We start from the raw sequence: 26,476 nt of genomic DNA on the forward strand, positions 1-26,476 counted from the left end.
AAAAACAGGAATCTATTTAATCCGTATTGATGCAGATAATTACTCGCAGACATCTAAACTTATTATAAATTAGTGATTATTCAGTAAATAAAAAAGAGGCCGCACTGGCCTCTTTTTTGTTTTAAATGGAAATATAAACTTGATACGAGAAAAATGTAATATTTAAAATTTTTGCTTCTTAATAATGTTAAAAACAGAATTTTAATAGGGATTATCGTCAATTTTATGATATTTTTATAAATCCTATTCGTGGGAGATATTAAATCAACATTTTTTGGATCAATAACATCTGATCTTAATCACCTAAAAACTTAATTTAATCTTATGAAAAAAGTTCTTTACTTAATTATCTTTTTTGCTGTAAACATATCCTTTGCACAGGATTACAGCAATTTGGTAAAAACGTACCTTCAACAAAACCGTTCCCAATATTCGCTTCAACAGCAGGATATTTCGGACATTTCAATTGCGTCACAAAGCTATTCAAAAAGCTTGAAAGCTTATAATGTGTACGTTGAACAACGCCATCAAGGCATTAAATTGTTCAACTCTGTTTCTCCTTTTACTATTAAAGATGGAGCAGTTTATAGTGCAAAACTTTCCTTTACTGAGAATGTTGCCGCAAAGGTAAATGGCACCTCGCCTTCCATATCTGCTGTAAATGCGATTTCAAAAGCAGCAAATTGGCTTGGTCTTCAAAATCCTACAAATTTGAATTTAATTGAAACGGTTTCAGACAATAGCTATATTTTTTCCAATGGAAACATTTCACAGGAGAACATTCCAGTAGAACTTGTTTACCAAAAAATGGACGAAACTGGCGCTTTGAAACTTGCTTGGGATTTAAGCATTTATCTTTTAGATTCAACACATTATTATAGTGTTCGTATCGATGCCCTTACAGGGGAATTATTGGCGACTGATGATTGGGTGGTAAGCTGTAACTTTGGCGAAGGTTCACATTCCCACACCAATACAGAGAGCATTCTTTTTTCAGAAGCGAATGTAAATAATTCAAGCCGTATGCTTGGTGATGGATCTTCATACCGTGTTTTTCCATTGCCTTTAATAGGTCCTAATGATGGTCCAGATCAGCTTGTTCTTGACCCATCTGACCCTATTGCTTCTCCTTTTGGCTGGCACGATAATGATGGTGTTGCTGGACCAGAATATACTTATAGCCGTGGGAATAACGTAATTGCACAAGAAGACGCAAACGGTAACAATGGAGTTGGTGACAGAGCAGAAGGCGGTCCAACCCTTACTTTTGATTTTCCTTTCAACCTTCCACAAGCTCCTGCATCTTTTAGAGATGGCGCAATTACCAATTTGTTTTATATGAACAATATGATGCATGATATTATGTATCAGTATGGTTTTGATGAAGAAAGCGGAAATTTTCAGGTAAACAATTACGGAAATCCTGGAAATGGCGGTGATTATGTATTTGCAGATGCTCAAGATGGTAGTGGAATAAATAATGCAAACTTTGGAACACCACCTGATGGAGGCGCGCCAAGAATGCAAATGTATCTTTGGAGTGCTCCTGGAAAAGTATTGGGTACTTTGATGAATATTAACGGAGGACCATTAGCAGGTGAATATTACGCTATAGACTCTAACTTTGTGGGCGGAACACCATTACCAACAACTGCTATAACTGAAGATTTGGTTTTGGTTGTTGACGATAACGCAGGTTCTTCAACAGACCCAAATGATGGTTGTGATAACATTTTAAATGCCGCTGAAATAAATGGAAAAATTGCTGTGGCTAGATTGGGTGGATGTGGTAATACATTCAAAATTGCTCAAATTCAAGCAGCTGGTGCTATTGCGGTAATTGTAGTAAACAATACACCTTTGGACCCAACGGCTATGATTGGAGGTGGTTCATCTTTGGATATTCCTTCTATTATGATATACCAGTCTGATGGAGAGGCTATCATTACAGCTTTACTTAATGGTGACACCGTAAATGCAACTTTACGAGACGATGGAACAGGAAATGATCCATTCCAAAGAGATGGTGATTTGGACAATGTTATTATTGCACACGAATATGGCCATGGAATTTCAAACCGTTTAACAGCTGGTCCTGCAAATGTGGGCTGTCTGCAAAATGAAGAGCAAATGGGTGAAGGATGGAGCGATTACTTCGGAATGGTTCTTACAATTCAATCTGATGATACAGAAAATAGCCCAAGAGGCACTGGAACATATGCACTTGGGGAAGGCACAGCCGGAAAAGGTTTAAGAAATAAACCTTACAGTAAAGATTTTGCAATAAATGATTTTACCTATGATGATATTAAAAGCCAAGTAGCTCCTCATGGCGTTGGTTCTGTTTGGGCTACAATGCTTTGGGATTTAACTTGGGATTTGATAGACGAATATGGTTTTGACCCGGATATCTACAACGGTACGGGCGGAAATAACATTGCATTGCAATTGGTTATGGACGGATTAAAACTTCAACCTTGTAACCCAGGTTTTGTGGATGGTCGTGATGCAATTTTGGAAGCTGATCAACTTACCAATGGTGGAGCAAACAGATGTATTATTTGGAGAGCTTTTGCAAAACGAGGACTTGGTGTAAGTGCACTTCAAGGAAGCACCAATAGCAGATTTGATGGTACTGAGGCTTTTGATGTTCCTGTTGATTGTGAGTTGGGAGTTTCTGATAATGGACTACTTGAAAACAATTTTGTTGTTTTTCCAAACCCATCTAATGGTGAGCTTAACATCAAATCAAGATATGACGTAGGGAACGCTAAAGTTTCAATTTTTGATATGAATGGTAGAAAAGTCTTTAATCAAGAAATTGAACTTCATCATATTGCTAACATTAACGCTAGCAGTCTTAATCCAGGTATTTACATTATCCAGATTGACGGTGATAATCGTTCACAAACAACTAAATTGATAATCAACTAAGATTAATATAGTTTTGAATTGAAAAGAGGCTCGAAAGAGCCTCTTTTTTTATAAGTATTTTTGAAGGGATTGTTTAATCTTTTTTGAAGAAATGCCTGCAATTTCCTGCAATTCTGAAATTGTACCTTGCTCAGGAAAAACATCGGGAATACCTATCATTTCAATTTTGTTTTTATAGCCTTTAGAAGTAGCAAAAGTAGCAACCGAAATTCCCAAGCCACCAATAATAGTTCCGTCTTCAACCGTAATAATCGTTTTGTATTTCTTGAAAATTTGATGAAGAATCACTTCGTCCAATGGCTTTAGGAAACGCATAGCTACCAAGCCAATTTTTTGCTGTTGCACAGCTGGGAAAGTTCCAATTGCTTCCAGAACATTATCTTCTATTGTTCCAATGGTTAAAACAACTGTATCACTCCCTTCTTTTAAAACAGTAGCTTTTCCTATTTCAATCTTACTAAAAGATTTTTGCCAGTCCAAAATCTTTCCCCTACCACGCGGATAGCGTATGAATATTGGTGAATCCAATCCTTGTTGGGCAGTAAACATTATATTCCGAAGTTCTATTTCATTGCGAGGTGCAAAAATGATGAGGTTTGGAATACAGTTTAAATAAGCCAAATCAAAAATACCGTGATGGGTTGGGCCATCTTCACCAACAATCCCAGCGCGGTCCAAACAAAAAATTACAGGTATTTTTTGCAAACATACATCGTGTATCACTTGATCATAAGCCCGTTGCAAAAACGTGGAATAAATATTACAGAAAACATTAAATCCCTGTGTGGCCATTCCTGCAGCAAAAGTAACGGCGTGCTGTTCGGCAATACCAACATCAAAAGCTCTTTCAGGGAAAGCATCCATCATAAATTTTAAGGAACTTCCAGTAGGCATTGCTGGCGTGATGCCTATTATTTTTTCGTTTTTTGAAGCTAGTTCAACCAGGGTTTTTCCAAATACATCTTGAAATTTTGGTGGTTGCAATTCGGTGCTTTTTGGAGCCAAATCTCCCGTAAGTGCATCAAATTTTCCTGGTGCATGATACACAACTTGGTTCTCTTCTGCTTGACGCAAACCCTTACCTTTGGTTGTAATAACGTGAAGCACCTTCGGTCCGGGAACATTTTTTAATCGTTCCAATTCAGAAATTACAAGATTCAAATTATGGCCATCAATAGGCCCAGAATAATTGAAATTTAAGGCTTCAAAAATATTGTCAGCTTCCTTCGCGCCATCAAGCTTCACTTTGGTGAAATAATTTTTTAATGCACCCACACTTGGGTCTATTCCGATGGCATTGTCATTCAAAATTATCAAGAGGTTGGTATCCGTAACTCCTGCATGATTTAAGGCTTCAAAAGCCATTCCGCTGGCAATAGAGGCGTCACCAACCACGGCAATATGTTGTTTGTCTATTTCGCCTTTTAGTTTGGAAGCAATTGCCATTCCCAATGCTGCCGAAATAGCCGTACTACTATGGCCAACGCCAAAAGTATCATATTCACTCTCACTTCTTTTTGGAAAACCGCTAATGCCGCCCAGTTGTCTATTGGTGTGAAAAATTTCTTTTCTGCCCGTCAATATTTTGTGTCCGTAGGCTTGATGGCCCACATCCCAAACTAAAATATCATCGGGCGTGTTGAAAACGTAATGCAGCGCAATAGTAAGTTCTACAACGCCAAGACTGGCGCCCAAATGACCTTCTTTTGTTGCAATAATATTTATAATAAATTCACGAAGTTCCTGCGCCAGTTGTGGCAATTTTTCCTTCGGAATTTTCCGAAGATCGTTGGGAAAGTGGATTGTATTTAAGATATTTTTTTCCAAGTGGTAAAGATACGTTTATTGGGAATTTGATAATTGGGGAATTCGTTAATTTGTAATTTCGTTTTTATTAAATTGAAACCTGAAACCTGAAAAACCTGAATCCTTGAATATAATAAACCCTTACGATGATACCTATTTTATGAAACGCGCCTTTCAAGAGGCAGAAGCTGCTTATAAAAAAGGTGAAATACCAATAGGTGCAGTAATCGTGATAAACAATCAAATTATTGCCCGAACGCATAATCTGACAGAAACATTGAACGATGTTACCGCCCATGCCGAAATGCAGGCCATTACAGCTGCGGCAAATTATTTGGGCGGAAAATATTTAATTGATTGCACACTTTACGTAACTATCGAGCCCTGCCAAATGTGCGCAGGTGCCTTAGCTTGGAGCCAAATCTCAAAAATTGTGTACGGGGCGAGGGATGAACAGCGGGGTTGCATCGCAATGGAAACAAAATTGCACCCCAAAACAAAAATGATTGGCGGAGTCATGGCCGAGGAAGCATCACAACTACTTAAACGGTTCTTTATCGAGAAAAGAAATTTAAATTAAATAAAAAAGCCTTTCAAAATGAAAGGCTTTTAGAATCCGTAACATATATCTTTTTAGTCGTGGATAACGCGAACTTGAGCCGCAACACGTCCTTTTCTTCCTTCTTCTTCAACATATTCTACTTTGTCGCCTTCGTTAAGAGCTTCACCGTTTAAGCCGGTTACGTGTACAAAAATGTCTTTTCCAGTTTCATCATTTGTGATAAAACCAAAACCTTTAGATTCGTTAAAAAATTTTACTGTTCCTTCCATTGTAAATAAAAAATAAATTAATAATTAGATACAAATGTATGATAATTATGATTTCATGTGTTAAAGAAATCAAAATTTTTTGAAATCCTTCACCCCTCAAATTTTTTTATCCTTTTGGTAATCCTGCATTTTTTCAATATTTTCCTTTGTAAGCATATAATCTTTTACGCTTCGGTTTTTCCATCTATGATAGATGAAGAGGGGCATCAAAACAAAAAAACCTGCCATTAGGGAAAGGCCAATAACCAAATTTCCGGTTGCTTCATTATCAGATTTTATGAAGAAACCAACGCCCAAAGCGATACAAACAGCAATAAATAACACGGTTATAATATATTTCATAATATTTTTTTACTACTGACTACTGAACTATTTCCCAGAAAAATCAATCAATTTTCTTCGATAGGCCGTGAGCAATTTTGATTTTGAAACGAAGCCATAGTATTCGCCATTTTTGATTACGGGAAGATTCCAAGCACCCGTGTCCTGAAATTTTTTCATTACATCGGTCATTTTATCTTCGTTTAGAATAATCAATCCTGGTGGGCTGTGCATTAGTTCGCTGGCTTTTACTTCTTCGTATAAATTTTGGTCGAACATGACGGGCCGCAAATCGTCCAAAAGGATGATGCCTTCCAAAGCATTTGTCTTTTTGTTCAACACAGGAAAAAGATTTCTTTTAGACTTTACCACAGCTTCGTGTACCATTTCACCTAAATTCATTTCAGGATAAATAGGGACGAAATCACTTTCAATTACTGTTGTAATATCCATTAAAGTGAGTACTGCGTGATCTTTATTGTGTGTAATAAGATCGCCTTTTCGGCCCAATTCCATCGTATAAACAGAATGGGGAATGAAATATTTAGTGAGCGAATAAGAAATGGCTGCGGTAATCATTAGCGGTATAAAAAGTTCATACCCGCCCGTAACTTCGGCAATAAGGAAAATTGCAGTCAAAGGAGCGTGGAGCACTCCCGCCATCAATCCGGTCATTCCTACCAAAGTAAAATTACTTTCTGAAACGGGATTGTTGAGAAACCCAATGTTATTAAGGATTTTCGCAAAACAATTCCCCATTAAACTCCCCATAAAAAGTGTAGGTGCAAAAATGCCACCAACACCACCGGCGCCAAAAGTGAGCGCACTGGCTATAATTTTAAAAACCACCAAGCCGGCCAAAAGCATTATAACTACCCAAATACTGGAAAGATCCAGATTGAAAAAATTATTTTCCAAAGCGGCATTTGGATTGCCTTGTACCAAGTTGTTTATTACGTCAAATCCTTCCCCATAAAGAGGTGGAATAAAATAAACAATAACCCCAAGACCAATACCACCAATTAGTAAACGTTTAATCGGGTTTCCAATTTTCTCAAAGAAATCCTGAATATTGGAATACATTTTTGTGTAATAAATGGAAACCATAGATGCCACCAATCCCAATAAAATATAAAAGGGAATGTCGTTGATTACAAATTTATCTGTGATTTTAAAAGGAAGCAATATATCTGAACCCAAAAAGAAATAGGAAGTTGTAATAGCGGAAATTGAAGCCAAAAGCAAGGGAACCATTGAAGCCAAAGTAAGGTCTAAACTGAAAACTTCCACTGCAAAAATAATGGCGGCAATGGGGGCTTTAAAAATAGCAGACATTGCGCCAGCTCCCGCACAGCCAATCAACAAAGTTCGGGTAGCTTGGTTCATATGGAAAAGCCGCGAGAGATTGGAACTTAAGGCTGCGCCCGTTGCAACCGTTGGACCCTCAAGACCCACAGAACCGCCAAAACCTACGGTAATGGGCGCTGTAATAAGACTTCCGAACATTTGAAAGGGTCGCATAAATCCTTTTCGTTGTGAAATGGCATAAAGTGTTGAGGGAATTCCGTGGCTCACTTTATTGCGGATTACATAACGCATCGTCAAAAATGCCAAAGTGAGACCTATAAGTGGAAAAATGAAATAGAAAGCTGTTTGATAATCTGCTATCAATTTGCCTTCTAATAAATGTTGGATTAAGTGGGTAAGGTTTTTGAGAATCACAGCTCCCATTCCTGCCAAAAGCCCGACCATTATGCTCAAAAATAGCACAAATTGTCTGTGGGAGATATATTTAATCCTCCAAATAAGAAAGCGGGTTAATAAAGTTCTTTTTTGTGTTGGCATTGGGTTTCTAGTTCCGTATTTAGCTTTTCAAAATCCTGTGGGAAAATTTGATACAAGGTTTCCACATAATCTCTATTGTTATAATAACCGTTCGCAAAATCTACTTCTGCATCTGCAAGCAATTTTTTTGCGGTTTCACAGTCTTCTTTTTCCTTTAAAATTAATGCTTTATAATATTTCCCATCTGCTGAACGGTCTCTATTATAAAAAAGTAATTTGTCAAAATCTTTTAAAGCGTCGTCAAAATTACGCTTTTCATAATAAGCAATTCCACGGTAAAGAAAAGCTGTTGGTTCTGCCCAATCTTCCCCACTTTCTTCAGTTATCTGGGTTAAATATTTATCGAAATAACTGATGGATTTTTCATAATCCTTCAATCCCAAATAGGCAATACCGCGCCAATAATCTACACTATGGCCTTGCGGTGCATCCGTAAAGTTTGGCGTTAAGGTGTCCGAAGCATCAAAATCTGCAATTGCATTTTTATAGTCACGATAAAACCATAAATAATTGTAGCCTCTGTAAGGTTGCCAAATGGCGGCATTACAGGCTACTGCTTTGTCCATTTCAATTTTCCATTTGTTGGGCATTCCACGTTTTAAATATGCAACTGAAAGTTCGCGAACGGCATCACAATTGCCGGGGTCTATTGCTATAGCCTCTTCAATACGGGTCATGCTTTTTGGTGAACCTTGGGGAAGATGGCTGCCTCCTTCAAAAATTTCAATAGATAGTTTTTTGCGTTCTTCTTTTGAAAGAATACTGTAATCCTTGCCTTTTTCTGAACATGAAAATGCCAGAAGTAGCGCAAATATACTAAGGAAGTATTTCGGTAATTTCTCCATTTTCAATTTTATAGGATACGTAATGATAATAATTCTGTGGCGCTCCATCAACGGTGTAAATAGCCCAATGTGAAGGTTCAGAAGTAATTTTTAAAAGCTGATCTACCATTTCTTTGGTATGTGAAACATCTTCATAATCTTCATTGATTTCAATAATCTCAAACCAACCCGGATTGCCTTCACAGTTCACCAAAAATCTGAAGTTTACGTATCCAGAATCTGTATAACCTTCGTTTTTGTATGTTTTTAGCACACTTTCAGTAAAAGTTCTTTTGTTGTTTTTGTATGCATCAAACGGTGCTCCGTGATGGGTTTTATAAATTGTGCCATCGCCACATAAAGAATATGTTTGATTGAGTAATGCGGTATTTTGGTCTATAAAACCGATGTAATGTGGGTATTTTTCTTCATCCGTTGCATATTTTCCATAGTAGGAATAATAAATATAGCTGCTATAACCGACAAAAGCTACAACAAGAAAACCAATAACTAATGCGGTGATCTTTATTGTTTTTTTCCAATTCATCTTTAAAGCTATCAAAAAATCCCGCGTTAGCAGGATTTTTTATTAGGATTTTATTTCAACTTTTAAATGAAGTTCTTCCAATTGTTTTTCGTCAATCGGCGCTGGTGCATCTATCATCACGTCGCGACCTGCATTGTTTTTTGGGAAAGCAATAAAGTCGCGAATGGTTTCCTGTCCGCCCAAAATGGCAACCAATCTATCCAAACCAAAAGCAATTCCGCCGTGTGGTGGCGCGCCGTATTGAAAGGCATCCATCAAAAAGCCAAACTGCGCTTTTGCTTCTTCAGGTGTGAAACCTAAATAGTCAAACATCAACGCCTGTGTTTTTTTATCGTGAATTCTTATTGAGCCACCGCCTATTTCATTTCCGTTTAAAACTAAATCGTAGGCGTTTGCTTTTACTTCGCCGGGGTTTGTGGCTAAAAGTTCAAGCTGTCCCGGTTTTGGGGAAGTGAAGGGGTGGTGCATCGCGTGATAACGCTCCGTTTCTTCGTCCCATTCCAAAAGCGGGAAATCCACAACCCAAAGTGGGGCAAATTCATTATTCTTGCGTAAACCAAGTTGTTCTGCCAAATGCATACGCAATGCACTCAACTGTGTTCTCGCTTTGTTTTTTGTTCCGGAAAGTACACAGATTAAATCACCAGCTTTTGCGCCAGTTGCTTCTGCCCACTTTGCCAAATCTTCTTCAGTGTAAAATTTATCTACGGAAGATTTATAGGTTCCGTCCTCATTGCAGCGAACGTAAACCATTCCTAAAGCACCAATTTGTGGACGCTTTAACCAATCAATTAAATTGTCTATTTCTTTTCTGGTGAAAGCATTTCCTCCCGGAACTGCTATTCCAACTACCAATTCAGCTTGGTTGAAAACGCCGAAATCTTTGTGTTGTGAAACAGCGTTTAACTCACCAAACTCCATTCCGAAACGGATGTCTGGTTTGTCGTTTCCGTATTTTTCCATCGCTTCATCATAGGTCATTCGCGGGAATTCGGAAATTTCAATGCCGTTTATTTCTTTCAATAAATGTTTTGTCAAACCTTCAAAAGCATTCAAAATATCTTCTTGCTCCACGAAAGCCATTTCGCAGTCAATTTGTGTGAATTCCGGCTGGCGGTCTGCACGCAAATCTTCATCGCGGAAGCATTTTACTATTTGAAAATACTTATCCAATCCACCTACCATTAGTAATTGCTTAAAGGTTTGTGGCGATTGCGGAAGTGCGTAAAACTGCCCTTCGTTCATTCGGGAAGGCACTACGAAATCGCGCGCTCCTTCTGGAGTTGATTTTATTAAATAAGGAGTTTCCACTTCAATAAATCCTTCATTTGAAAGATAATTACGAACCGCCATCGCAACCTTTGAACGGAAAATTAAATTTTCGCGTACTGGTTTTCTACGAATATCCAAATAACGATATTTCATTCGCAAATCCTCGCCACCGTCGGTTTCGTCTTCTATGGTGAAGGGTGGGGTAAGTGATTCATTCAGAATAGTTAGTTCAGAAACCAAAATTTCTACATTGCCGGTTGGCATATTTGGATTTTTGGATTCGCGCTCAATTACGGTTCCCGTTACTTGGATTACGAACTCACGCCCTAGTTTTGCAGCTTTTTCTATTACTTCTTTTGAAGTTCTTTCCTCATCAAAAATAAGTTGGGTGATGCCGTAGCGGTCGCGAAGGTCTACCCACACCATAAAACCTTTGTCGCGGGTTTTTTGTACCCATCCCGCAAGGGTTACTTCCTTATTGATATCTGCCGCTCGAAGCTGACCGTTGTTGTGCGTTCTGTACATTTTATTCTGAAAAAAATTAAGGGTGCAAATTTAATAAGTATTAAATGAATTGAAGTGGTTTTGAAGGGATTATTATTTAGGCGGATAAATTGTGCAACTTAATTAAGACGTTTGGTACTTAAAGAACCAAGATTCAAGAACCAAGACTTTCTTTAGAGCGGGTGGGACTTTTATAAGTGCGGAAGTAATATTTGTTAAAGCAGAAGCTCTATGTGTAAAAGTAGTTTCGTGAATATAAAAACTAGAGCTAGTTTTTTATAAACTTTTTCACAACAGTATTACCGTTTTCATCTTCAATATTTAGAAAATACATGCCGCTTGATAGATTGGAAACATCTATGGAGGTTTGTTTTTCAAGCGCTAAAGTTTGGGAGCTTAAAAGTTTGCCTTCTATGTTGAAGATTTTGACTTTTAGATTTTCTGTAGGATTTGTTGCACTTAAAAACATTTTGTCTTTTGCGGGGTTTGGGTATAGTTGAAATTTATTTTTTTGAAAGTCTGAAGTGGAAAGTGGGTAACTTTTAAAAATGGCATAACCCATTAAAGGGCTTGACATAGAAAGTACCTTGCCTCCATTATCTTGAGTGATACTGAACCAAAAGCCATTTGAAATAAAACCAAAATAATCGTATTCAAACCAGTTATGTTGCTGTATGCCACAATCATTTGTGGTTGCTATAAAACTAATGGAGCTCAAATCATTTGGAGGAAAAAACTCATAAGTACCGCTAAAGGTATTACAGGCGCCTTCGCCACTATAAGTTAAATCTTCTGAAATCCTTAAATAGGGAGTAATAGACGGACTAATAAGAGACACATCATACAAAGTGCCCTCATCTGTAGACATTACTTCATACAAATACCAGTCATTTTCAAAAAGTTGTGGGTCTTGCGCAAAAGAAATTGCACTAATGTTGAATAGCAGAAGGTATAATAGTGTTTTCATAATTTATTCTTTTATAAATTTTTTCACTGCAGTATTACCGTTTTCATCCTCAATATTTAGAAAATACATACCGCTTGATAAATTGGAAACATCTATGGAAGTTTGTTTTTCAAGCGCTAAAGTTTGGGAGCTTAAAAGTTTACCTTCTATGTTGAAGATTTTAATTTTTAGGTTTTCTGAGGGGTTTTGTGAACTTAAAAACAGTTCATTTTTTGCGGGGTTTGGGTGGATTGAAAAAGCACTGTCCTCTTGGGAGGAAACACCTAATGTGCAATCTTCAGAATAAACAAAATCTGCATCTATGCGCCAATTATCATAAGGAGCCTCATGGTTTGTTGCGGCTACTTCATCATCTACTTTTACGCAATGCAATTCGGTGAGTTCACATGGGATTCCTTCAAATAGGCAGGGTAGGGTCACGGTTAATATTTCGTTATTACCGTTTCTTGCGTCAACCGTTTCCAAGAAAAATAAATTCGTGCCATAAACTATCTCTAAGTTTACGTTGTTGCTAAGATCTAAAGTTGTAAAAAGCGGGCCTATATATCCATCAAAATTACCAAAATAGAGTTCTTTTAGGAGAATATTATTGCTAACATCTAGTGAAGAGATATCTACACCTGTTAAGTTCAAATATTCCAATAAAAGGTTTTGGGATAAGTCAATTTCAGAAATAAATGCTCCATCAGCAATCAATGTTTTAAGATTTACACTATTTGAAAGATCAATTGTATCAATCCAACAATCTCCCATCTCTAATGTTTCCAAATTTATGTTATTTGAAAGGTCAATGTTATCCAGCTGATGTAAAACCTGAATGTCTAAGCTTTCCAAAAGAATATTGCCTGAAATATTTATTGAGGTTAAAGGATTTGCGTGACAGATAAGGTTTTTCAAATTTGTATTTGACGAAGTATTTAAACTGGTTAAACTATTTCCTCTTACATCTAAATTTTCCAAAGCTGCAAAATCCTCAATACCCGTTAGATTATGTATGTTTTCATACCTTACATCCAGTGCTATTATTGAATTAATATCAGTTGTTAATACTTGACCATTAACAATGCCATCACTATCAATCCCCAAATCAATTAGTGCGCGCTCAAAATTTTGATCGGGAATATTTGTTATTTGCGCAAAAGAAATTGTGCAGGTGCATAAAAAAAGAATGAGTAGTAGTGTTTTCATAACTTTGATGGTTAATAGATTGTTGACCTTTTAAAGGTAAGTCAAAACCTACAATAATAAAAAAGGGTTTACCCTGTTTTTCAAGAAGCCCGTTTCCTACAAATTAAAACCCTCTTAGGAAAACAACTTCCTAAGAGGGTTTTATAATTTATTAATACAAGTTTTGGGCTGAACTTCGACACTTCGGCTACGCTCAGTGTGACAAATACCTATTGATTCTCGATTCGCAATTGTTCCTTCGCCTTTAGTTTCTTTAACTCCTTCATTCTGCGTTTTTTTCTGAATTTAATCTTGGCGCGGTTTACCAAATAGAACATTACCGGCACCACAATTAAGGTCAAGAAAGTAGCGAAAATCAGTCCGAAAATTACAGTCCAAGCCAGCGGCCCCCAGAAAATCACGTTATCACCGCCTATATAGATGTTTGGGTTGTAATCTGTAAACAGTCCAAAGAAATCTATGTTAAACCCGATAGCCAAAGGCACGAGACCAAGCACAGTAGTAATTGCTGTGAGCAAAACAGGACGCAAACGCGACCTTCCACCCGCAACAATGATGTCAAAATATTGCTTTTTGGTGAGCATATCATCATCGTCCATTTCTAGGTCGTTCATTTTTCGGTCAATCAAAATCTGGGTGTAATCTATAAGAACAATGGCGTTGTTCACTACAATACCCGCTAGGGAAATGATACCCATCATCGTCATAATAATCACGAAATCCATATGGAAAACTACCAGCCCGAGAAATACCCCCGCCAAACTTAGTACCACCGAAGTTAAAATAATCATCGGTTTGGAAAGCGAGTTGAACTGTGCAACCAAAATAAGCAAGATTCCGCCCAAAGCATAGAATAGTGCCAACAAAAGGAAGCCCATATTATCTGCCTGTTCTTCCTGCTCGCCCGTAAACGCAAGGTTTATATCTTTTGGAAGCTCGTAATTCTGAAGTTCGGTTTTCAGATCGTTTACTATTTCGGTGGCATTGTAACCCCCAATTACGTTGGAGTAAACGGTGATGGTTCGTTTTAAATCTTTCCTTTTAATGGAACTGAAGGAAGCCGTATTGTTCTTAGTCACCATTGCCGAAATAGGCACTTGCACTATGTTTCCTTGGTTATTTCTGAAAGTGATTGGCTGGTTGAAAAGCGCGCTTTCATCATAGCGGGATTTTTCGGAAAGGCGGACGTTTATTTCGTAATCGTCATCACCTTCTTTATAGGTGGAAGCTTCTTCCCCAAAAATAGCCCGGCGAAGGGTTTGCCCAATCTGTCCCGTGGAAATGCCCAACTGGCCCGCTTTTTCACGGTCTACGGTCACGTCCATTTCTGGTTTACTTTTGTTAACGTCTATTTTCAATTCCTCGATACCGCTTATGCCCAAACCTTCAATATAGGAACGCAGGTTTTCGGCTTGGCGGAGCATTTCTTCGTAATCTTCACCAATCAATTCAATGTTTATTGGATAACCAACCGGAGGGCCGGCAGCATCTTTTTCAACAATAATGGAAGCTCCGGGGAAGCCTTTTACTGACTCGCGTACTTCTTCCAGCACATCGCTACTTTTCACTCCGCGGCGCAATTGATAGTCGCGCATCGAAAGTGTGATTTTTCCTTTTTGAGGCATTTCATTGCTTTGGCCACCGTCCGTTTGTGGGTTTCCGGCACCTTGACCAACCTGTGAAATGGCAGATTCTACCATATAATTGTAGCCATTGTCGTCATATTTTGATATGGCATCAAACACGCGTTGTTCTACTTTTTTGGTAAGCTCGTTTGTTTTTTCAATGTCCGTTCCCTGCGGATATTCTATATATGTAATTATTTGGTTCGGTTCATTTTCGGGGAAGAAGAGCACATTTGGCTGCGCAATTCCCACTAAAACGAAAGACATAAGTAACAGTATAATTGTTCCGAAGAAAAACACGTAGGCTTTTCTTCCGCGCAAAGCATATTTTAGAATTCTTTCGTAAAAATTTTCAAGCTTTTTAAGCGATTTGTACTGAAAATAATCAACTGCCCCGGCCAAGATATATTTATAAACCCAAAGCATAATTGCGGAAAGAATGGCCAAGTTTCCAAAACCACGGAATGCGGCAACATCCATCGCAAAGCCTGCAACCAAAAGCAAAATACCTACTCCCAGCAGAATTAAACTCCAGCGGATTAGTTTCTTTTTTGTCATGGACTCTTCTTCAGTTTTCATAAATTCTGAAGTAAGCATGGAGTTAATTATCAGCGCCACAAAAAGCGATGATGAAAGCACCACGGAAAGTGTTATGGGGAAATAAATCATAAACTTACCGATCATTCCCGGCCAAAGCCCAAGCGGGAAAAACGCCGCTAATGTGGTTGCTGTAGAAGCGATAATAGGCCAAGCAATTTCGCCCATTCCTTGTTTTGCGGCTTTTCTAGGTGGCATGCCTTCGCTCATAAGCGTGTACACGTTCTCCACTACCACAATACCGTTATCTACAAGCATTCCAAGACCCATCACAAGCCCGAAAAGCACCATAGTGTTTAGCGTAAAGCCCAAGGAAGAAAGGATAAAAAGCGACATCAACATGGAAAGCGGAATGGCAAAACCTACGAAAAGTGCGTTTCTGAAACCTAAGAAAAACATCAAAACCAATACAACCAAAATTACCCCGAAGATGATGTTGTTTACCAAGTCGTTCACTTGGTTTTCGGTTTTTATGGATTGGTCGTTTGTGAGGCTAATATGCAGACTTTTTGGAAGATAATTTTCCTGTTCTTCGGCTACAATTTTTTTGATCTGCTCTACGGCCTCGATCATGTTTTTTCCGGCGCGTTTTTTCACATCTAGCATTACTACGGGCTCGCCGTATTCACGGGCGTAGGTTGTAGCGTCTTTTTCCTTAAATTTTATCTCGGCAATGTCTTTTAGGAAAATAATTCCGTCATCTTTTTTAACTACAACGTTCTCCAACTCCTTCGGGTCTTTAATTTCACCAGTAATTCGGATGTTTTTTTGAACTCCGTTGGTAATAATATTTCCACCGGAAATAGTGTTGTTTTCACCTTTTACCGCGTTGATGATGTTGTCAAAACTTACCTGCGAGGCGGTCATTTTATAGATGTCAACCGCAACTTCAACTTCCTTTTCCTCGGCTCCACGGATAGTTGCTTCTTTAATCTGCGGAAGTAATTCAATTTTATCTTGAAGATATTCGCCGTATTCCTTAAGCTGCTGCACGGGATAGTCGCCCGTAAGATTTATGTTGAGGATGGGCATTTCTTCCGAAAAATTTAAGTCGAAAACATTCGGCTCTACCTTTGCGCCATTGGTAAGTGTGGGCCAGGTAGTTTCAGATTTCACTTGATCCACCTTATCTTTTACGGACTGTTTTGCTACGGGAATTTCAACATTTTCCTCAAATTCAACAATAATAATAGAGTAATCCTGAAGGGTTGTTGAGGTAATTTCCTTTACGCCTGCAACGTCCTTAAATTCCTCTTCGAGTGGTTCAGTGATGAATTTTTCGACGTCTTCTGCAGAGTTTCCGGGGTTTACGGAACTCACGTAAATTTTGGTTTCAATAATCTCAGGAAAAGCCTCGCGCGGCATGCTATAATATGAATAAGCACCCAAAAACAGGATGATGGCCATAATTACATAGACCGTCATTTTATTGTCAATGGCCCAAGACGAAATACTAAATTCTTTATACGGGTTTTTGCTCATGGTGCAAAGGGTTTCTTAGTTTTTGATGGTTACTTTCTGTCCGTCGCGAAGGGTTTTTGCACCTTCCTTGATTATGGTATCGCCTTTTTTAAGGCCAGATTTTACCTCTGTATGGTTTTGGTATGAAAGTCCTGTTTCAAGAAGAACACGTTTTGCTACACCTACTGAATCGTTTATGGGTTGGTAGATATAGGCTATTGTTTCGCCAGCGGCGTTTTCCTGCAATACATTTTCTGGAACGGTAATGGCTCCTTCCGCGCTGTAATCGTTCACTTTTACAGTGGCGATAAGGTTTGGTTTTACCAATCCATCTTTATTTGGAATTTCTACTTGTATTTCAAAACTTCTGTTGTTCGGATTTATGTAGTTGCTTACTTGGCGAACGGTTCCGGTGAATTCTTCATTTATTGAAGCCAACTTCACCTTTACTTGCGTTCCCTTTTTTATGTTTCTAAGATAGGTTTCGGGGATGGAAGCTTTCACGTACATATCGCTCAAGTTCACCAAGCGGATGATTGGGGTTTGCCCGGGAACCACCACTTGTCCCGGATCTGAAATAATTTCGTCCACTACACCGCTAAATGGGGCTGTAACTACTGTTTTTCCTAACTGTGAACGCATTTGCTGGGTAGCATTTTTGGCAGCTTCATAATTAGTTTTGGCTTGCAAATACTGTATTTCGGAACCAATTTTTTGTTCCCACAAACGCTCTTGACGTTCAAAAGTGGTTTTTGCCAATGCCAACTGAGCTTCCTGTTGTGCAACTTGGCTGGACATTCCGCCATCGTCTATTTTCGCAAGACGCTGTCCTTTGGAAACGCGTTGGCCTTCCTTCACATACACATTGGTAAGTACACCGGAATATTCCGCATTTAAAACTACATTTTGATCTGTCTCCACATTGCCTTGCACTTCAACATAATGTTTAAAAAGGGTGTCTTTAATTACCTCAGCAGTGATTAAAGCTGGTCTTTCTTTCTTTTCATTTTCGTCTATGTAGGCGTTCAATTTATCGATGTCGGCCTTAAGTTCGCGCTGCTGTTTGTTCAGTTCGGCACGCTTGGCTTTTACCGCCGCCATGTCTTTCGAATCAATAACCGCATCAACAGATTTGTTGTCACCACCGCAGGAAGCGAGGGTGATGATTGTTATTAGTAATAGAAGTGATTTTTTCATTGTTGATTTATTTTTAAAAAGTCGATTAGTTTAGGAGTTGATTAGTTTAGGAGTTGGGCTTAGTTAGGAATTTGTGATTTATATAAACCGTCGAGCATAGCTGTAATTTCGGTTATGTCGTTTCTTAGTTCAAAATATTTTTCCTCGTTTAAAAATTCCAAATCGTTAGAAAGGATACATTGGTTTAATAATTCAAGTGCGGAACTATAGGCAATTTCTGTAAATCGTCCCTTATCCTTGTTAGTATGTCTTCCAGTTCCTTCCGCAATATTAGAGGAAATTGAAACTGCAGCTCTCCTCATTTGACTGGTAAGACCGAACTTTTCTTCGGAAGGAAAATCAGCCGTAGCTTTATATATTTTAATGGAAACTTGTTTTGATCGTTGCCAAACCTGTAGTTTTTCAAAACCGAAAATTTTCATAATCAAATTATTTTAGTCGTCATTCTTTAATTGCGCTCTCAACTCTAAACTCCTCAACTCCTCAACTTTTAATTAGTATTTTCCTTTAATTTCTTCGTAATTCATCCGCAACTGCGGAATATTGAGAACTGTTTCAAGGTTTGCTTTTTCATTAATTAGCGTAAGCATCGACTGAAAAAATTGTTGCTGTGCTGAATATAATTGGGTTTGCGCCTGGCGCAAGTCAAAACTGGTTGAAAGGCCTTCGGTGAATTTCACTTGATTTTTTCCTTCAATACGCTCGGCCAAGGCAAGATTTTTCTTTGAGTTTTCATAATTCTCAATAGCGAATTGATAATTGCTCTGGGCCGTTGTTAAATCAAGTTTTATTTGTTGTTTGGTCTGTTCCAAATCTGTCTCTGCCTGATCCAAAGCTATTTTGGTGCGTTGGCTCGCGGCGCTTCTCATACCACTGCTGAAAATGGGAATGTTTAAACTAACCCCTAAAACAGAAGATTGATACCAAACCTGATCACCATTAAAAAAACTGAAATCATCACTGTTGGCTGAAGTTCCATAATTCACAAAAGCCGAAAGACGTGGTAGAAACTTGCTTTTTTCAAGTCTGTTTTCAAAATAGCGCTGTTCTGTAAGGTTATAGGCAATTTTATAATCTACATTTTCTTCAATCTTTAAAGATGAATCCAAAAGCGAAAGACTTATGTTTTGATTGGCCAATTGATCCAAATCATCTGTCAAAGTTACTGGCGCTTCCACGTCAATTCCCAAAGCAAGATTGAACATTTGCTTGGCTATAGCTTGGCTTCTACGGGCATTGTTGAGCTGGGTTTCAATATCCAACAGGGTTATTTCCAACTGCTCTACACTTTCCTCTTCGCCTAAACCGTTTTCGTAAATTTTTCGGGTTTCGTTGAGGTTTTGCTCAAGATTGGTTTTGTTTTTTTCAAAAATGTCCACCAATTCCTGCGCCAGTAAAACACTTCCGTAGGCGTTGATTACACCTTTCCGCACTTCCAAACGGGTTTTCTCGTTGGCATTTTCAGAATACCTCAAAAACGCCTTTGCCGCTTTTAAACCTACAAGGTAACTTCCGTCAAAAATTAATTGATTTAGTGTTGCCACAGCATTTGCGCTTTGTTTTGTTCCAAAAGTAACGGGAACAAAGGTGCCCGGTTCGCCACCAGTAATTTCAGCGGGAAGCAAGGTTACAGGCTGTTTTAGGTTGTTGTTGTAAGAAATGTTTCCATCTATCTGCGGCAGACCCTGCGCGGTGGTTTCCCACTTTTGCTTAATAGCTTTGGCAATATCACGTTGCGCATTTATGGAGGTGTAATTGCTGTCCAAAGCAAAGGTTACCGCCTCTTCCAAACTGAACGTATAATTTTTCTGCTGTTGCGAAAAACCTAAAGTAGTGCACAATAGAAAACTGAATATTAAAAGTTTTTTAGTCATTGGTTTGATGCTCTTTAATGAATTTTTTTAGTGTTAAAAAACCTTCCGGTGTTACAATTCCGCGTAAATGATATTCCAGATATTCCTCTGTAATAAATTTGGTTGAAAATTTGTCGAGAGGAAAAAGATTTTGGTCTTTGGTGCCATGAATACCCAAAAAATAAAGCCTTGCGATGAATTCTATATCCAAATTGCTTCTGTACAGCCCCTGTTCAATACCCCTGCGAAGATTTGTGCGGGTGCATTCCATCATCTTTTCAAAATGGCTTTCTTTCAAACCTTCACTTATTTCTGGATAATATTTTTGAAGTTGGTACTGTGGGGAAGAATTTTCATCCTCAATTTTTCCCATTACGAATTTTTTTATTTCGAATAATTCCTCAATGGGGTTCTGCTCCATGGAACAAATTTCATCAATTCCGGAAGTAATATTTTGAAGTACATTACATGTACATTCCTTGACCAAGGCGGTTTTGTTTTTAAAATGTGTATAAATGGTTTTTTTTGAAATAGCCATTTCATTGGCAATATCATCCATCGTAACGCTTTTAAAACCAAGCTTTAAGAAAAGACCAGTGGCTTTTTGAACAATTTTTTCTTTCATAATTGGGCGCAAAGATATGTCGGGGAAACTTTTAAAACAAAAAAAGTTTCCTAAGTTTTATTTTTTTAACAATGCATTAACAAGCCGCCTATTTTTGGTTTTAAATTGTGTGCTTTTGCTTTGCTTGTTTTACTTTAGCCAAAATTTTTATTGAATGGATTTTTTGAAAAAATACAACCAAGTACTTCAGGAATATCTTGACAGTGCCGTTGCCCAAAAAGAACCGCGCCAACTTTACGACCCCATAAAATACATTCTCTCTTTGGGGGGCAAAAGGCTTCGTCCCTTGCTCACATTAATGGTTTGCGATTTTTTTGGCACTGATTTCAAAAAAGCTATTCACGCCGCTCTGGCCGTGGAATTGTTTCATAATTTTTCACTTATCCACGACGATATAATGGATAATGCGCCCTTGCGAAGGGGCCAAAAAACAGTCCATGAAAAATGGGATGTAAACACCGCAATCCTTTCCGGAGACGCGATGCTTATTTTGGCATACCGTTTTTTTGAAAATTATGAGCCACAAATGTTTCAGGAACTCGCAAGACTTTTTAGCGAAACCGCTCTGCAGGTTTGTGAAGGCCAACAGCACGACATGGATTTTGAGACCCGTGATGATGTTACCTTGGTGGAATACATAAAAATGATAGACCATAAAACCGCCGTATTATTGGGAGCGGCAATGAAAATGGGTGCTATCGTTGCCGAAGCTTCGGAAAGCGATAAGGATAAAATCTATCAATTTGGAAGAAATTTGGGTATCGCTTTTCAGTTACAGGATGATTATTTAGATGTTTTCGGCAACCCCGAAACCTTTGGAAAACAAGTGGGCGGCGATATTATTGCAAACAAAAAAACGTTTCTTTATTTGATGGCCATTGGGCAGGGTTCTTCAGTACAAGCCGAAGAACTGGAACATCTTTTCAGTATAAATCCGAAAGACCCGACCGATAAAATTTCAACTGTAAAAGAAATATTCCGGACCTCCGGCGCTGCTGAGGCTACCCGTGATGAAATAGAAAAATACAGCATGCACGCTTATTCAATTTTGGAAACCATAACTATTTCTGAGGAGAAAAGGGAAGTATTCCGCGAATTTGGCAACAGTTTGATGCAGCGAAATGTTTAAAAACAATTAAATAAACTGCGTTTTTACTGCTGACTTATTTATGAATATTTTAAGATTTTCGAGCATATAAATATAAAGATTCCAGTCCGCTAGTTGATGTATTTGTTGTATTTTTGTACCGTTTTACAAAAAAGACCCTTTGCATATTTATCATGGATAAATTTTCCTTCTTAAACGCGGTTCACCCATCTTACATCGCGGAACTTTACGAAAAATATTTACAATATCCAGACAGTGTTGAACCCAGTTGGAGAGCGTTTTTCCAAGGATTTGACTTTGGTTCTGAAAATAGTGCCCACGAATTTTTTGGCACAAACGAAGCTGTTGAGGCACCGCAATACGCAGAAGGAGCGAATTGTGAAGACGTTGTAAAGGAATTTCAGGTGGTGAAATTAATTGACGGTTACCGAACCCGTGGGCATCTTTTCACCAAAACCAATCCCGTTCGCGAGCGCAGAAAATATACGCCAACACTTGCATTGGAAAATTTCGGCCTTTCACAGCACGATCTTAAAGCTACTTTTAAGGCTGGCGAAATCCTCGGAATAGGTGAGGCTACGCTGGAGGAAATTATAAGACACCTTGAAAGCATTTATTGTGATTCCATCGGGATTGAATATATGTATATTCGAAAGCCGAATGAAATTCAATGGATTCAGGAAAAGCTAAATATTAATGATAACCAACCAAATTTTTCAACGGAGCATAAAAAACATATTCTGAAAAAACTTAATGAAGCCGTTGCTTTTGAAAGTTTTCTTCACACAAAATACGTTGGTCAAAAACGATTTTCATTGGAAGGTGGCGAAAGCTTAATTCCAGCTTTGGATGCCTTGATTGAAAATGCTGCCGAAAAAGGAGTAGAGGAATTTGTGATGGGAATGGCTCACCGTGGGCGTTTGAGCACGTTGACAAACATTTTTGGAAAGAGTGCAAAAGATATTTTTAGTGAATTTGACGGAAAGGATTATGCGCAGGATATTTTTGATGGCGACGTAAAATATCATTTGGGTTGGACTTCAAAAAGAAAAACCGAATCTGGAAAAGAAATAAATTTAAATATAGCGCCAAACCCTTCGCATTTGGAAACAGTGGGGGCCGTTGTTGAAGGTATTACAAGAGCTAAACAAGACGACCACCATAAAAATAACCCGAATAAAGTATTGCCAATAATTGTTCACGGCGATGCTGCAATTGCCGGACAGGGGATTGTTTATGAAATTGTGCAAATGGCGCAGTTGGACGGTTATAAAACACAAGGAACTATTCATATTGTAGTGAATAACCAAATTGGTTTTACCACCAATTATTTAGATGCACGTTCGTCAATTTATTGTACCGATGTTGGGAAAGTGACCCTTTCACCAATACTTCACGTAAATGCCGATGATGTTGAAGCTGTGGTGCACGCGATGCTTTTTGCATTGGATTTCAGAATGGAGTTTGGCCGCGACGTTTTCATCGATTTATTGGGATATAGAAAATATGGCCACAACGAAGGGGATGAGCCACGTTTCACGCAACCAAAATTGTACAAGGCAATTGCAAAGCACGAAAATCCACGCGATATTTATGCGGAAAAGCTGATTGCTCAAGGCGTTATTGAAAAAGGCTTCACAGATAAACTTGAACAGGAATATAAAGACAAGCTTGAAGAAAGTCTTGAAAATTCCAGAAAAGAAGACAAAACCACCATCACTCCCTTTATGCAGGATGAGTGGGAAGGCTACGAATATGCGGAGGAGGATAAAATGATGGAAACGGTCAACACGAAATTTGACCTAAAAAAACTGGATGAAATTGCTGAAGTAATCACAAAGTTGCCTGAGGATAAGAAATTCCTAAAAAAAATAGCCAAGCTTGTTGAAGCAAGGCACACTATGTATTTTGAGGACAACAAATTGGATTGGGCCATGGGCGAATTGCTTGCCTACGGAACACTTTTAAAGGAAGGTCACGATGTGCGTATGAGCGGGCAGGATGTGGAGCGCGGAACGTTTTCACACCGTCACGCGGTTATAAAAGTTGAGGACAGTGAGGAAGAAGTTGTGCTTTTAAACCATTTGAAAGGTGATCAAGGCGATTTTTATATTTACAATTCCCTGCTTTCGGAATACGGGGTAGTTGGATTTGATTATGGTTACTCAATGGCAAGCCCGAAAACATTGACACTTTGGGAAGCGCAGTTTGGAGATTTCAGCAATGGGGCGCAGATAATGATAGATCAATATATTTCTGCTGCGGAGGATAAATGGAAACTGCAGAATGGTTTGATAATGCTGTTGCCACACGGTTACGAAGGGCAAGGTGCTGAACATTCTTCAGCTAGAATGGAGCGTTATCTTCAGCTTTGCGCGAATGATAATATGTTTGTGGCAGACGTAACAACACCTGCGAATCTCTTTCACCTTTTCAGAAGACAATTGAAAGTAAACTATCGCAAACCGTTGATTGTATTTACTCCTAAAAGTTTGTTACGCCATCCAAAAGTGGTTTCAACTAAGGAAGAATTGGCCAATGGAAGTTTCCAAATGCTGATTGACGATGCAGAAGCAAAAGCTACAAAAGTGAAAACTTTGGTTTTTGTTACTGGTAAATTCTATTACGATTTGCTTGAAAAAAGAGAAGAATTAAAAAGAGATGATGTTGCATTGGTGCGTGTGGAACAACTGTTCCCATTGCCAACGGATGCAATGAAAAAGATAATCAAAAAATATAAAAATGCAGATGATGTGGTTTGGGCACAGGAAGAACCAAAGAACATGGGTGCCTATTCACATGTTTTGATGCATTTTGAAGAAGCCAGAAATTTCAGGGTTTGCAGCAGAAAAATGTATGCAGCACCAGCAGCGGGTAGCTCTGTAAGATCAAAAGCGCGACATGCAAAAGTAATTGAAAACGTTTTTGATAAAAATATGGATTAGATTCCATAATTTTAGAGAAACCAATTTTTTAAATGAAACTGCAGGAAATTGAAAATAAAATCTTTGAAATACGTGGGCAAAATGTAATGCTCGATTTTGACCTTGCAGAAATCTACGGAATTGAAACAAGGGTTTTAAAACAAGCAGTGCGTAGAAATTTAGAGAGATTTCCGAAGGACTTTATGTTTGAAATTTCTGAGAAAGAAATCGATGACTTGGTGTCACAATCTGTGATACCGTCAAAAAGTAAGTTTGGCGGGGCACAACCCTTTGCCTTTACAGAACAAGGCGTGGCAATGCTGTCCAGCGTTTTGCGTAGTAAAACCGCAATCGCTATAAATATCTCAATTATGCGAGCCTTTGTGATGATGCGTCAGTTTGCACTTTCGCATAATGATTTAAGCGAAAAGTTATCCAAACTTGAAGAGAGATATGATCAAGAGTTTAAAAATGTTTATGATGTTTTAAAGTACTTGATGCAGAAAGATGAAGTTGAAAAAGAACAAAAAGAACGAAAAAAAATAGGCTATAAATAAATAGTCCCTGCAAAGTTTTTAAAACCCTGAGGGTATAATAAACGATTTAAAAATAGCAACAGAAAAGGTTGCAATAAACAATAGGAATATGGCATTAGAAATGAAAGTCCCATCTCCGGGAGAATCCATCACCGAAGTTGAAATAGCTTCTTGGTTAGTAAAAGATGGCGATTATGTTGAAAAAGATCAAGCAATAGCTGAAGTAGATAGCGATAAAGCAACCTTAGAACTTCCAGCTGAAGCCAGTGGTATTATTACTTTGAAAGCGGAAGAAGGCGATACCGTTGCCGTGGGTGACGTTGTTTGTTTAATTGATACCGATGCCAAAAAGCCGGGCGCCGATGATTCTTCAGAAAAAGAAGATAAAAAGGAAAAAGCTGATGCTAAGACTAAGGAAACAAAAGAAGATACTTCTAAAAAAGCCGAAGCCAAAACACAAACCCCTTCAAAATCTTCTACTCCAAATCAGGAACAGGATAAGAAAACATATGCAACAGGTTCGCCTTCACCTGCGGCAAAGAAAATTCTTGATGAAAAGGGAATGTCTTCAAAAGACGTAAAAGGGAGTGGCCGCGATGGAAGAATCACTAAAGAAGATGCAAACAATGCGGCACCATCTATGGGAACTCCTGGAAGTGGAAGCCGTGGAAGCGAGCGCAAAAAGCTTTCCATGCTTCGCCGAAAAGTTGCTGAGCGTTTGGTTTCAGCAAAAAACGAAACCGCTATGCTTACTACTTTCAACGAAGTAGATATGACTGCGATTTATGAATTGCGTAATCAATACAAAGAGCAATTCAAAGAAAAACATGGAGTTGGACTTGGTTTTATGTCTTTCTTTACCTTGGCTGTTGTTCGCGCTTTGGAATTATATCCAGACGTAAACTCAATGATTGATGGTGATTATATGATTACGTATGACTTTAAGGATATTTCCATTGCTGTTTCAGGACCAAAAGGTTTGATGGTCCCTGTTATAAGAAATGCCGAAAACTTAAGTTTTAGGGGCGTGGAAGATGAGGTTAAACGCCTTGCAATAAGAGCTCGCGATGGCCAAATTACTGTTGATGAAATGACAGGCGGAACGTTTACAATTTCAAATGGCGGTGTTTTTGGAAGCATGCTTTCCACCCCGATTATTAACCCACCGCAATCTGCTATCTTAGGAATGCACAATATTGTGGAGCGCGCAATAGTTCGCGACGGGGGAATAGTGGTTGCGCCAGTAATGTATGTAGCTTTGTCTTACGATCACAGAATAATTGACGGCCGTGAATCTGTTGGTTTCTTGGTTGCAATAAAAGAAGCTTTGGAAAGTCCAGAAGAACTATTAATGGACGGCAACGTTAAACGTGCTTTGGAATTATAACATGAAGAATTTATAAAAATAAAAACCCAGCCAATTGGCTGGGTTTTTTTGGTTAGTTAGAAACATCATCTTAATAAAAAATGATTGTACTGATTAAATTGAGTAAAAGAATCAATACAACAGA

General features: G+C 38.4%; 20 protein-coding genes. 6 read left to right on the forward strand and 14 right to left on the reverse strand.

Features of this window, described 5'->3' with window-relative positions:
* Nucleotides 1-324 precede the first annotated feature (324 nt).
* Complete coding sequence (locus A7A78_RS05115) at nucleotides 325-2,934, forward strand: T9SS-dependent M36 family metallopeptidase (protein WP_068761378.1); 2,610 nt, start codon at nucleotides 325-327, stop codon at nucleotides 2,932-2,934.
* 48 nt (nucleotides 2,935-2,982) lie between these two features.
* Here A7A78_RS05115 and A7A78_RS05120 read toward each other — a convergent pair whose 3' ends face one another.
* Nucleotides 2,983-4,761 (reverse strand): 1-deoxy-D-xylulose-5-phosphate synthase, encoded by a 1,779-nt coding sequence (locus A7A78_RS05120; RefSeq protein ID WP_068761379.1) that lies wholly within the window; start codon nucleotides 4,759-4,761, stop codon nucleotides 2,983-2,985.
* Between the two features lie 109 nt (nucleotides 4,762-4,870).
* Here A7A78_RS05120 and A7A78_RS05125 point away from each other — a divergent pair, with 109 nt between their 5' ends.
* Complete coding sequence (locus A7A78_RS05125) at nucleotides 4,871-5,320, forward strand: nucleoside deaminase (protein WP_068761484.1); 450 nt, start codon at nucleotides 4,871-4,873, stop codon at nucleotides 5,318-5,320.
* Nucleotides 5,321-5,373: 53 nt separating this feature from the next.
* Here the strand turns inward: A7A78_RS05125 and A7A78_RS05130 are convergent, their stop codons facing one another.
* The 13 genes from A7A78_RS05130 to A7A78_RS05190 form a co-directional block, all read right to left on the reverse strand.
* Nucleotides 5,374-5,571, reverse strand: coding sequence for a cold-shock protein (locus tag A7A78_RS05130; protein ID WP_068761380.1), 198 nt, complete (start codon nucleotides 5,569-5,571; stop codon nucleotides 5,374-5,376).
* A gap of 96 nt (nucleotides 5,572-5,667) precedes the next feature.
* Nucleotides 5,668-5,913 (reverse strand): hypothetical protein, encoded by a 246-nt coding sequence (locus A7A78_RS05135; protein WP_068761381.1) that lies wholly within the window; start codon nucleotides 5,911-5,913, stop codon nucleotides 5,668-5,670.
* Between the two features lie 27 nt (nucleotides 5,914-5,940).
* The gene (locus A7A78_RS05140; RefSeq protein WP_068761382.1) at nucleotides 5,941-7,737 is read right to left on the reverse strand and encodes a chloride channel protein; all 1,797 of its coding nucleotides are present in this window, start codon (nucleotides 7,735-7,737) and stop codon (nucleotides 5,941-5,943) included.
* The gene (locus A7A78_RS05145) at nucleotides 7,710-8,582 is read right to left on the reverse strand and encodes a tetratricopeptide repeat protein (protein ID WP_068761383.1); all 873 of its coding nucleotides are present in this window, start codon (nucleotides 8,580-8,582) and stop codon (nucleotides 7,710-7,712) included. Before A7A78_RS05145 ends, A7A78_RS05140 begins: the two co-directional genes overlap by 28 nt.
* A complete protein-coding gene (locus A7A78_RS05150) occupies nucleotides 8,554-9,108 on the reverse strand; it encodes a hypothetical protein (protein WP_068761384.1) in 555 nt (184 codons plus the stop codon). Before A7A78_RS05150 ends, A7A78_RS05145 begins: the two co-directional genes overlap by 29 nt.
* A gap of 42 nt (nucleotides 9,109-9,150) precedes the next feature.
* Nucleotides 9,151-10,905 carry an aspartate--tRNA ligase gene (gene aspS / locus A7A78_RS05155; RefSeq protein WP_068761385.1) on the reverse strand — a complete coding sequence of 585 codons (1,755 nt, stop codon included), beginning with the start codon at nucleotides 10,903-10,905 and terminating at the stop codon, nucleotides 9,151-9,153.
* Between the two features lie 247 nt (nucleotides 10,906-11,152).
* Nucleotides 11,153-11,851 carry a T9SS type A sorting domain-containing protein gene (locus tag A7A78_RS05160; protein WP_068761386.1) on the reverse strand — a complete coding sequence of 233 codons (699 nt, stop codon included), beginning with the start codon at nucleotides 11,849-11,851 and terminating at the stop codon, nucleotides 11,153-11,155.
* Nucleotides 11,852-11,854: 3 nt separating this feature from the next.
* Entirely contained in the window at nucleotides 11,855-13,039 is a 1,185-nt protein-coding gene (locus A7A78_RS15270; RefSeq protein ID WP_068761387.1) for a T9SS type A sorting domain-containing protein, read from the reverse strand.
* A 209-nt stretch (nucleotides 13,040-13,248) separates the two neighbouring features.
* Complete coding sequence (locus tag A7A78_RS05170; protein WP_068761388.1) at nucleotides 13,249-16,743, reverse strand: efflux RND transporter permease subunit; 3,495 nt, start codon at nucleotides 16,741-16,743, stop codon at nucleotides 13,249-13,251.
* Between the two features lie 15 nt (nucleotides 16,744-16,758).
* On the reverse strand, nucleotides 16,759-17,919 hold the full coding sequence (locus A7A78_RS05175) for an efflux RND transporter periplasmic adaptor subunit (protein ID WP_068761389.1): 1,161 nt from the start codon (nucleotides 17,917-17,919) through the stop codon (nucleotides 16,759-16,761).
* 59 nt (nucleotides 17,920-17,978) lie between these two features.
* Nucleotides 17,979-18,341, reverse strand: coding sequence for a four helix bundle protein (locus tag A7A78_RS05180; protein ID WP_207489328.1), 363 nt, complete (start codon nucleotides 18,339-18,341; stop codon nucleotides 17,979-17,981).
* A gap of 72 nt (nucleotides 18,342-18,413) precedes the next feature.
* Complete coding sequence (locus A7A78_RS05185) at nucleotides 18,414-19,793, reverse strand: TolC family protein (RefSeq protein WP_068761390.1); 1,380 nt, start codon at nucleotides 19,791-19,793, stop codon at nucleotides 18,414-18,416.
* Nucleotides 19,786-20,397 carry a TetR/AcrR family transcriptional regulator gene (locus A7A78_RS05190; protein ID WP_068761391.1) on the reverse strand — a complete coding sequence of 204 codons (612 nt, stop codon included), beginning with the start codon at nucleotides 20,395-20,397 and terminating at the stop codon, nucleotides 19,786-19,788. Before A7A78_RS05190 ends, A7A78_RS05185 begins: the two co-directional genes overlap by 8 nt.
* 154 nt (nucleotides 20,398-20,551) lie before the next feature.
* Between A7A78_RS05190 and A7A78_RS05195 the strand changes: the two genes are divergently transcribed.
* From A7A78_RS05195 to odhB, 4 genes are all read left to right on the forward strand, one after another.
* The gene (locus tag A7A78_RS05195; protein ID WP_068761392.1) at nucleotides 20,552-21,526 is read left to right on the forward strand and encodes a polyprenyl synthetase family protein; all 975 of its coding nucleotides are present in this window, start codon (nucleotides 20,552-20,554) and stop codon (nucleotides 21,524-21,526) included.
* A gap of 152 nt (nucleotides 21,527-21,678) precedes the next feature.
* Nucleotides 21,679-24,450 carry a 2-oxoglutarate dehydrogenase E1 component gene (locus tag A7A78_RS05200; RefSeq protein WP_068761393.1) on the forward strand — a complete coding sequence of 924 codons (2,772 nt, stop codon included), beginning with the start codon at nucleotides 21,679-21,681 and terminating at the stop codon, nucleotides 24,448-24,450.
* A gap of 32 nt (nucleotides 24,451-24,482) precedes the next feature.
* On the forward strand, nucleotides 24,483-24,986 hold the full coding sequence (locus tag A7A78_RS05205; RefSeq protein WP_068761394.1) for an ORF6N domain-containing protein: 504 nt from the start codon (nucleotides 24,483-24,485) through the stop codon (nucleotides 24,984-24,986).
* Between the two features lie 88 nt (nucleotides 24,987-25,074).
* Nucleotides 25,075-26,352 (forward strand): 2-oxoglutarate dehydrogenase complex dihydrolipoyllysine-residue succinyltransferase, encoded by a 1,278-nt coding sequence (gene odhB / locus A7A78_RS05210; RefSeq protein WP_068761395.1) that lies wholly within the window; start codon nucleotides 25,075-25,077, stop codon nucleotides 26,350-26,352.
* Nucleotides 26,353-26,476 lie beyond the last annotated feature (124 nt).

It is taken from the genome of Aequorivita soesokkakensis (assembly GCF_001641085.1).
Taxonomy (GTDB): domain Bacteria; phylum Bacteroidota; class Bacteroidia; order Flavobacteriales; family Flavobacteriaceae; genus Aequorivita; species Aequorivita soesokkakensis.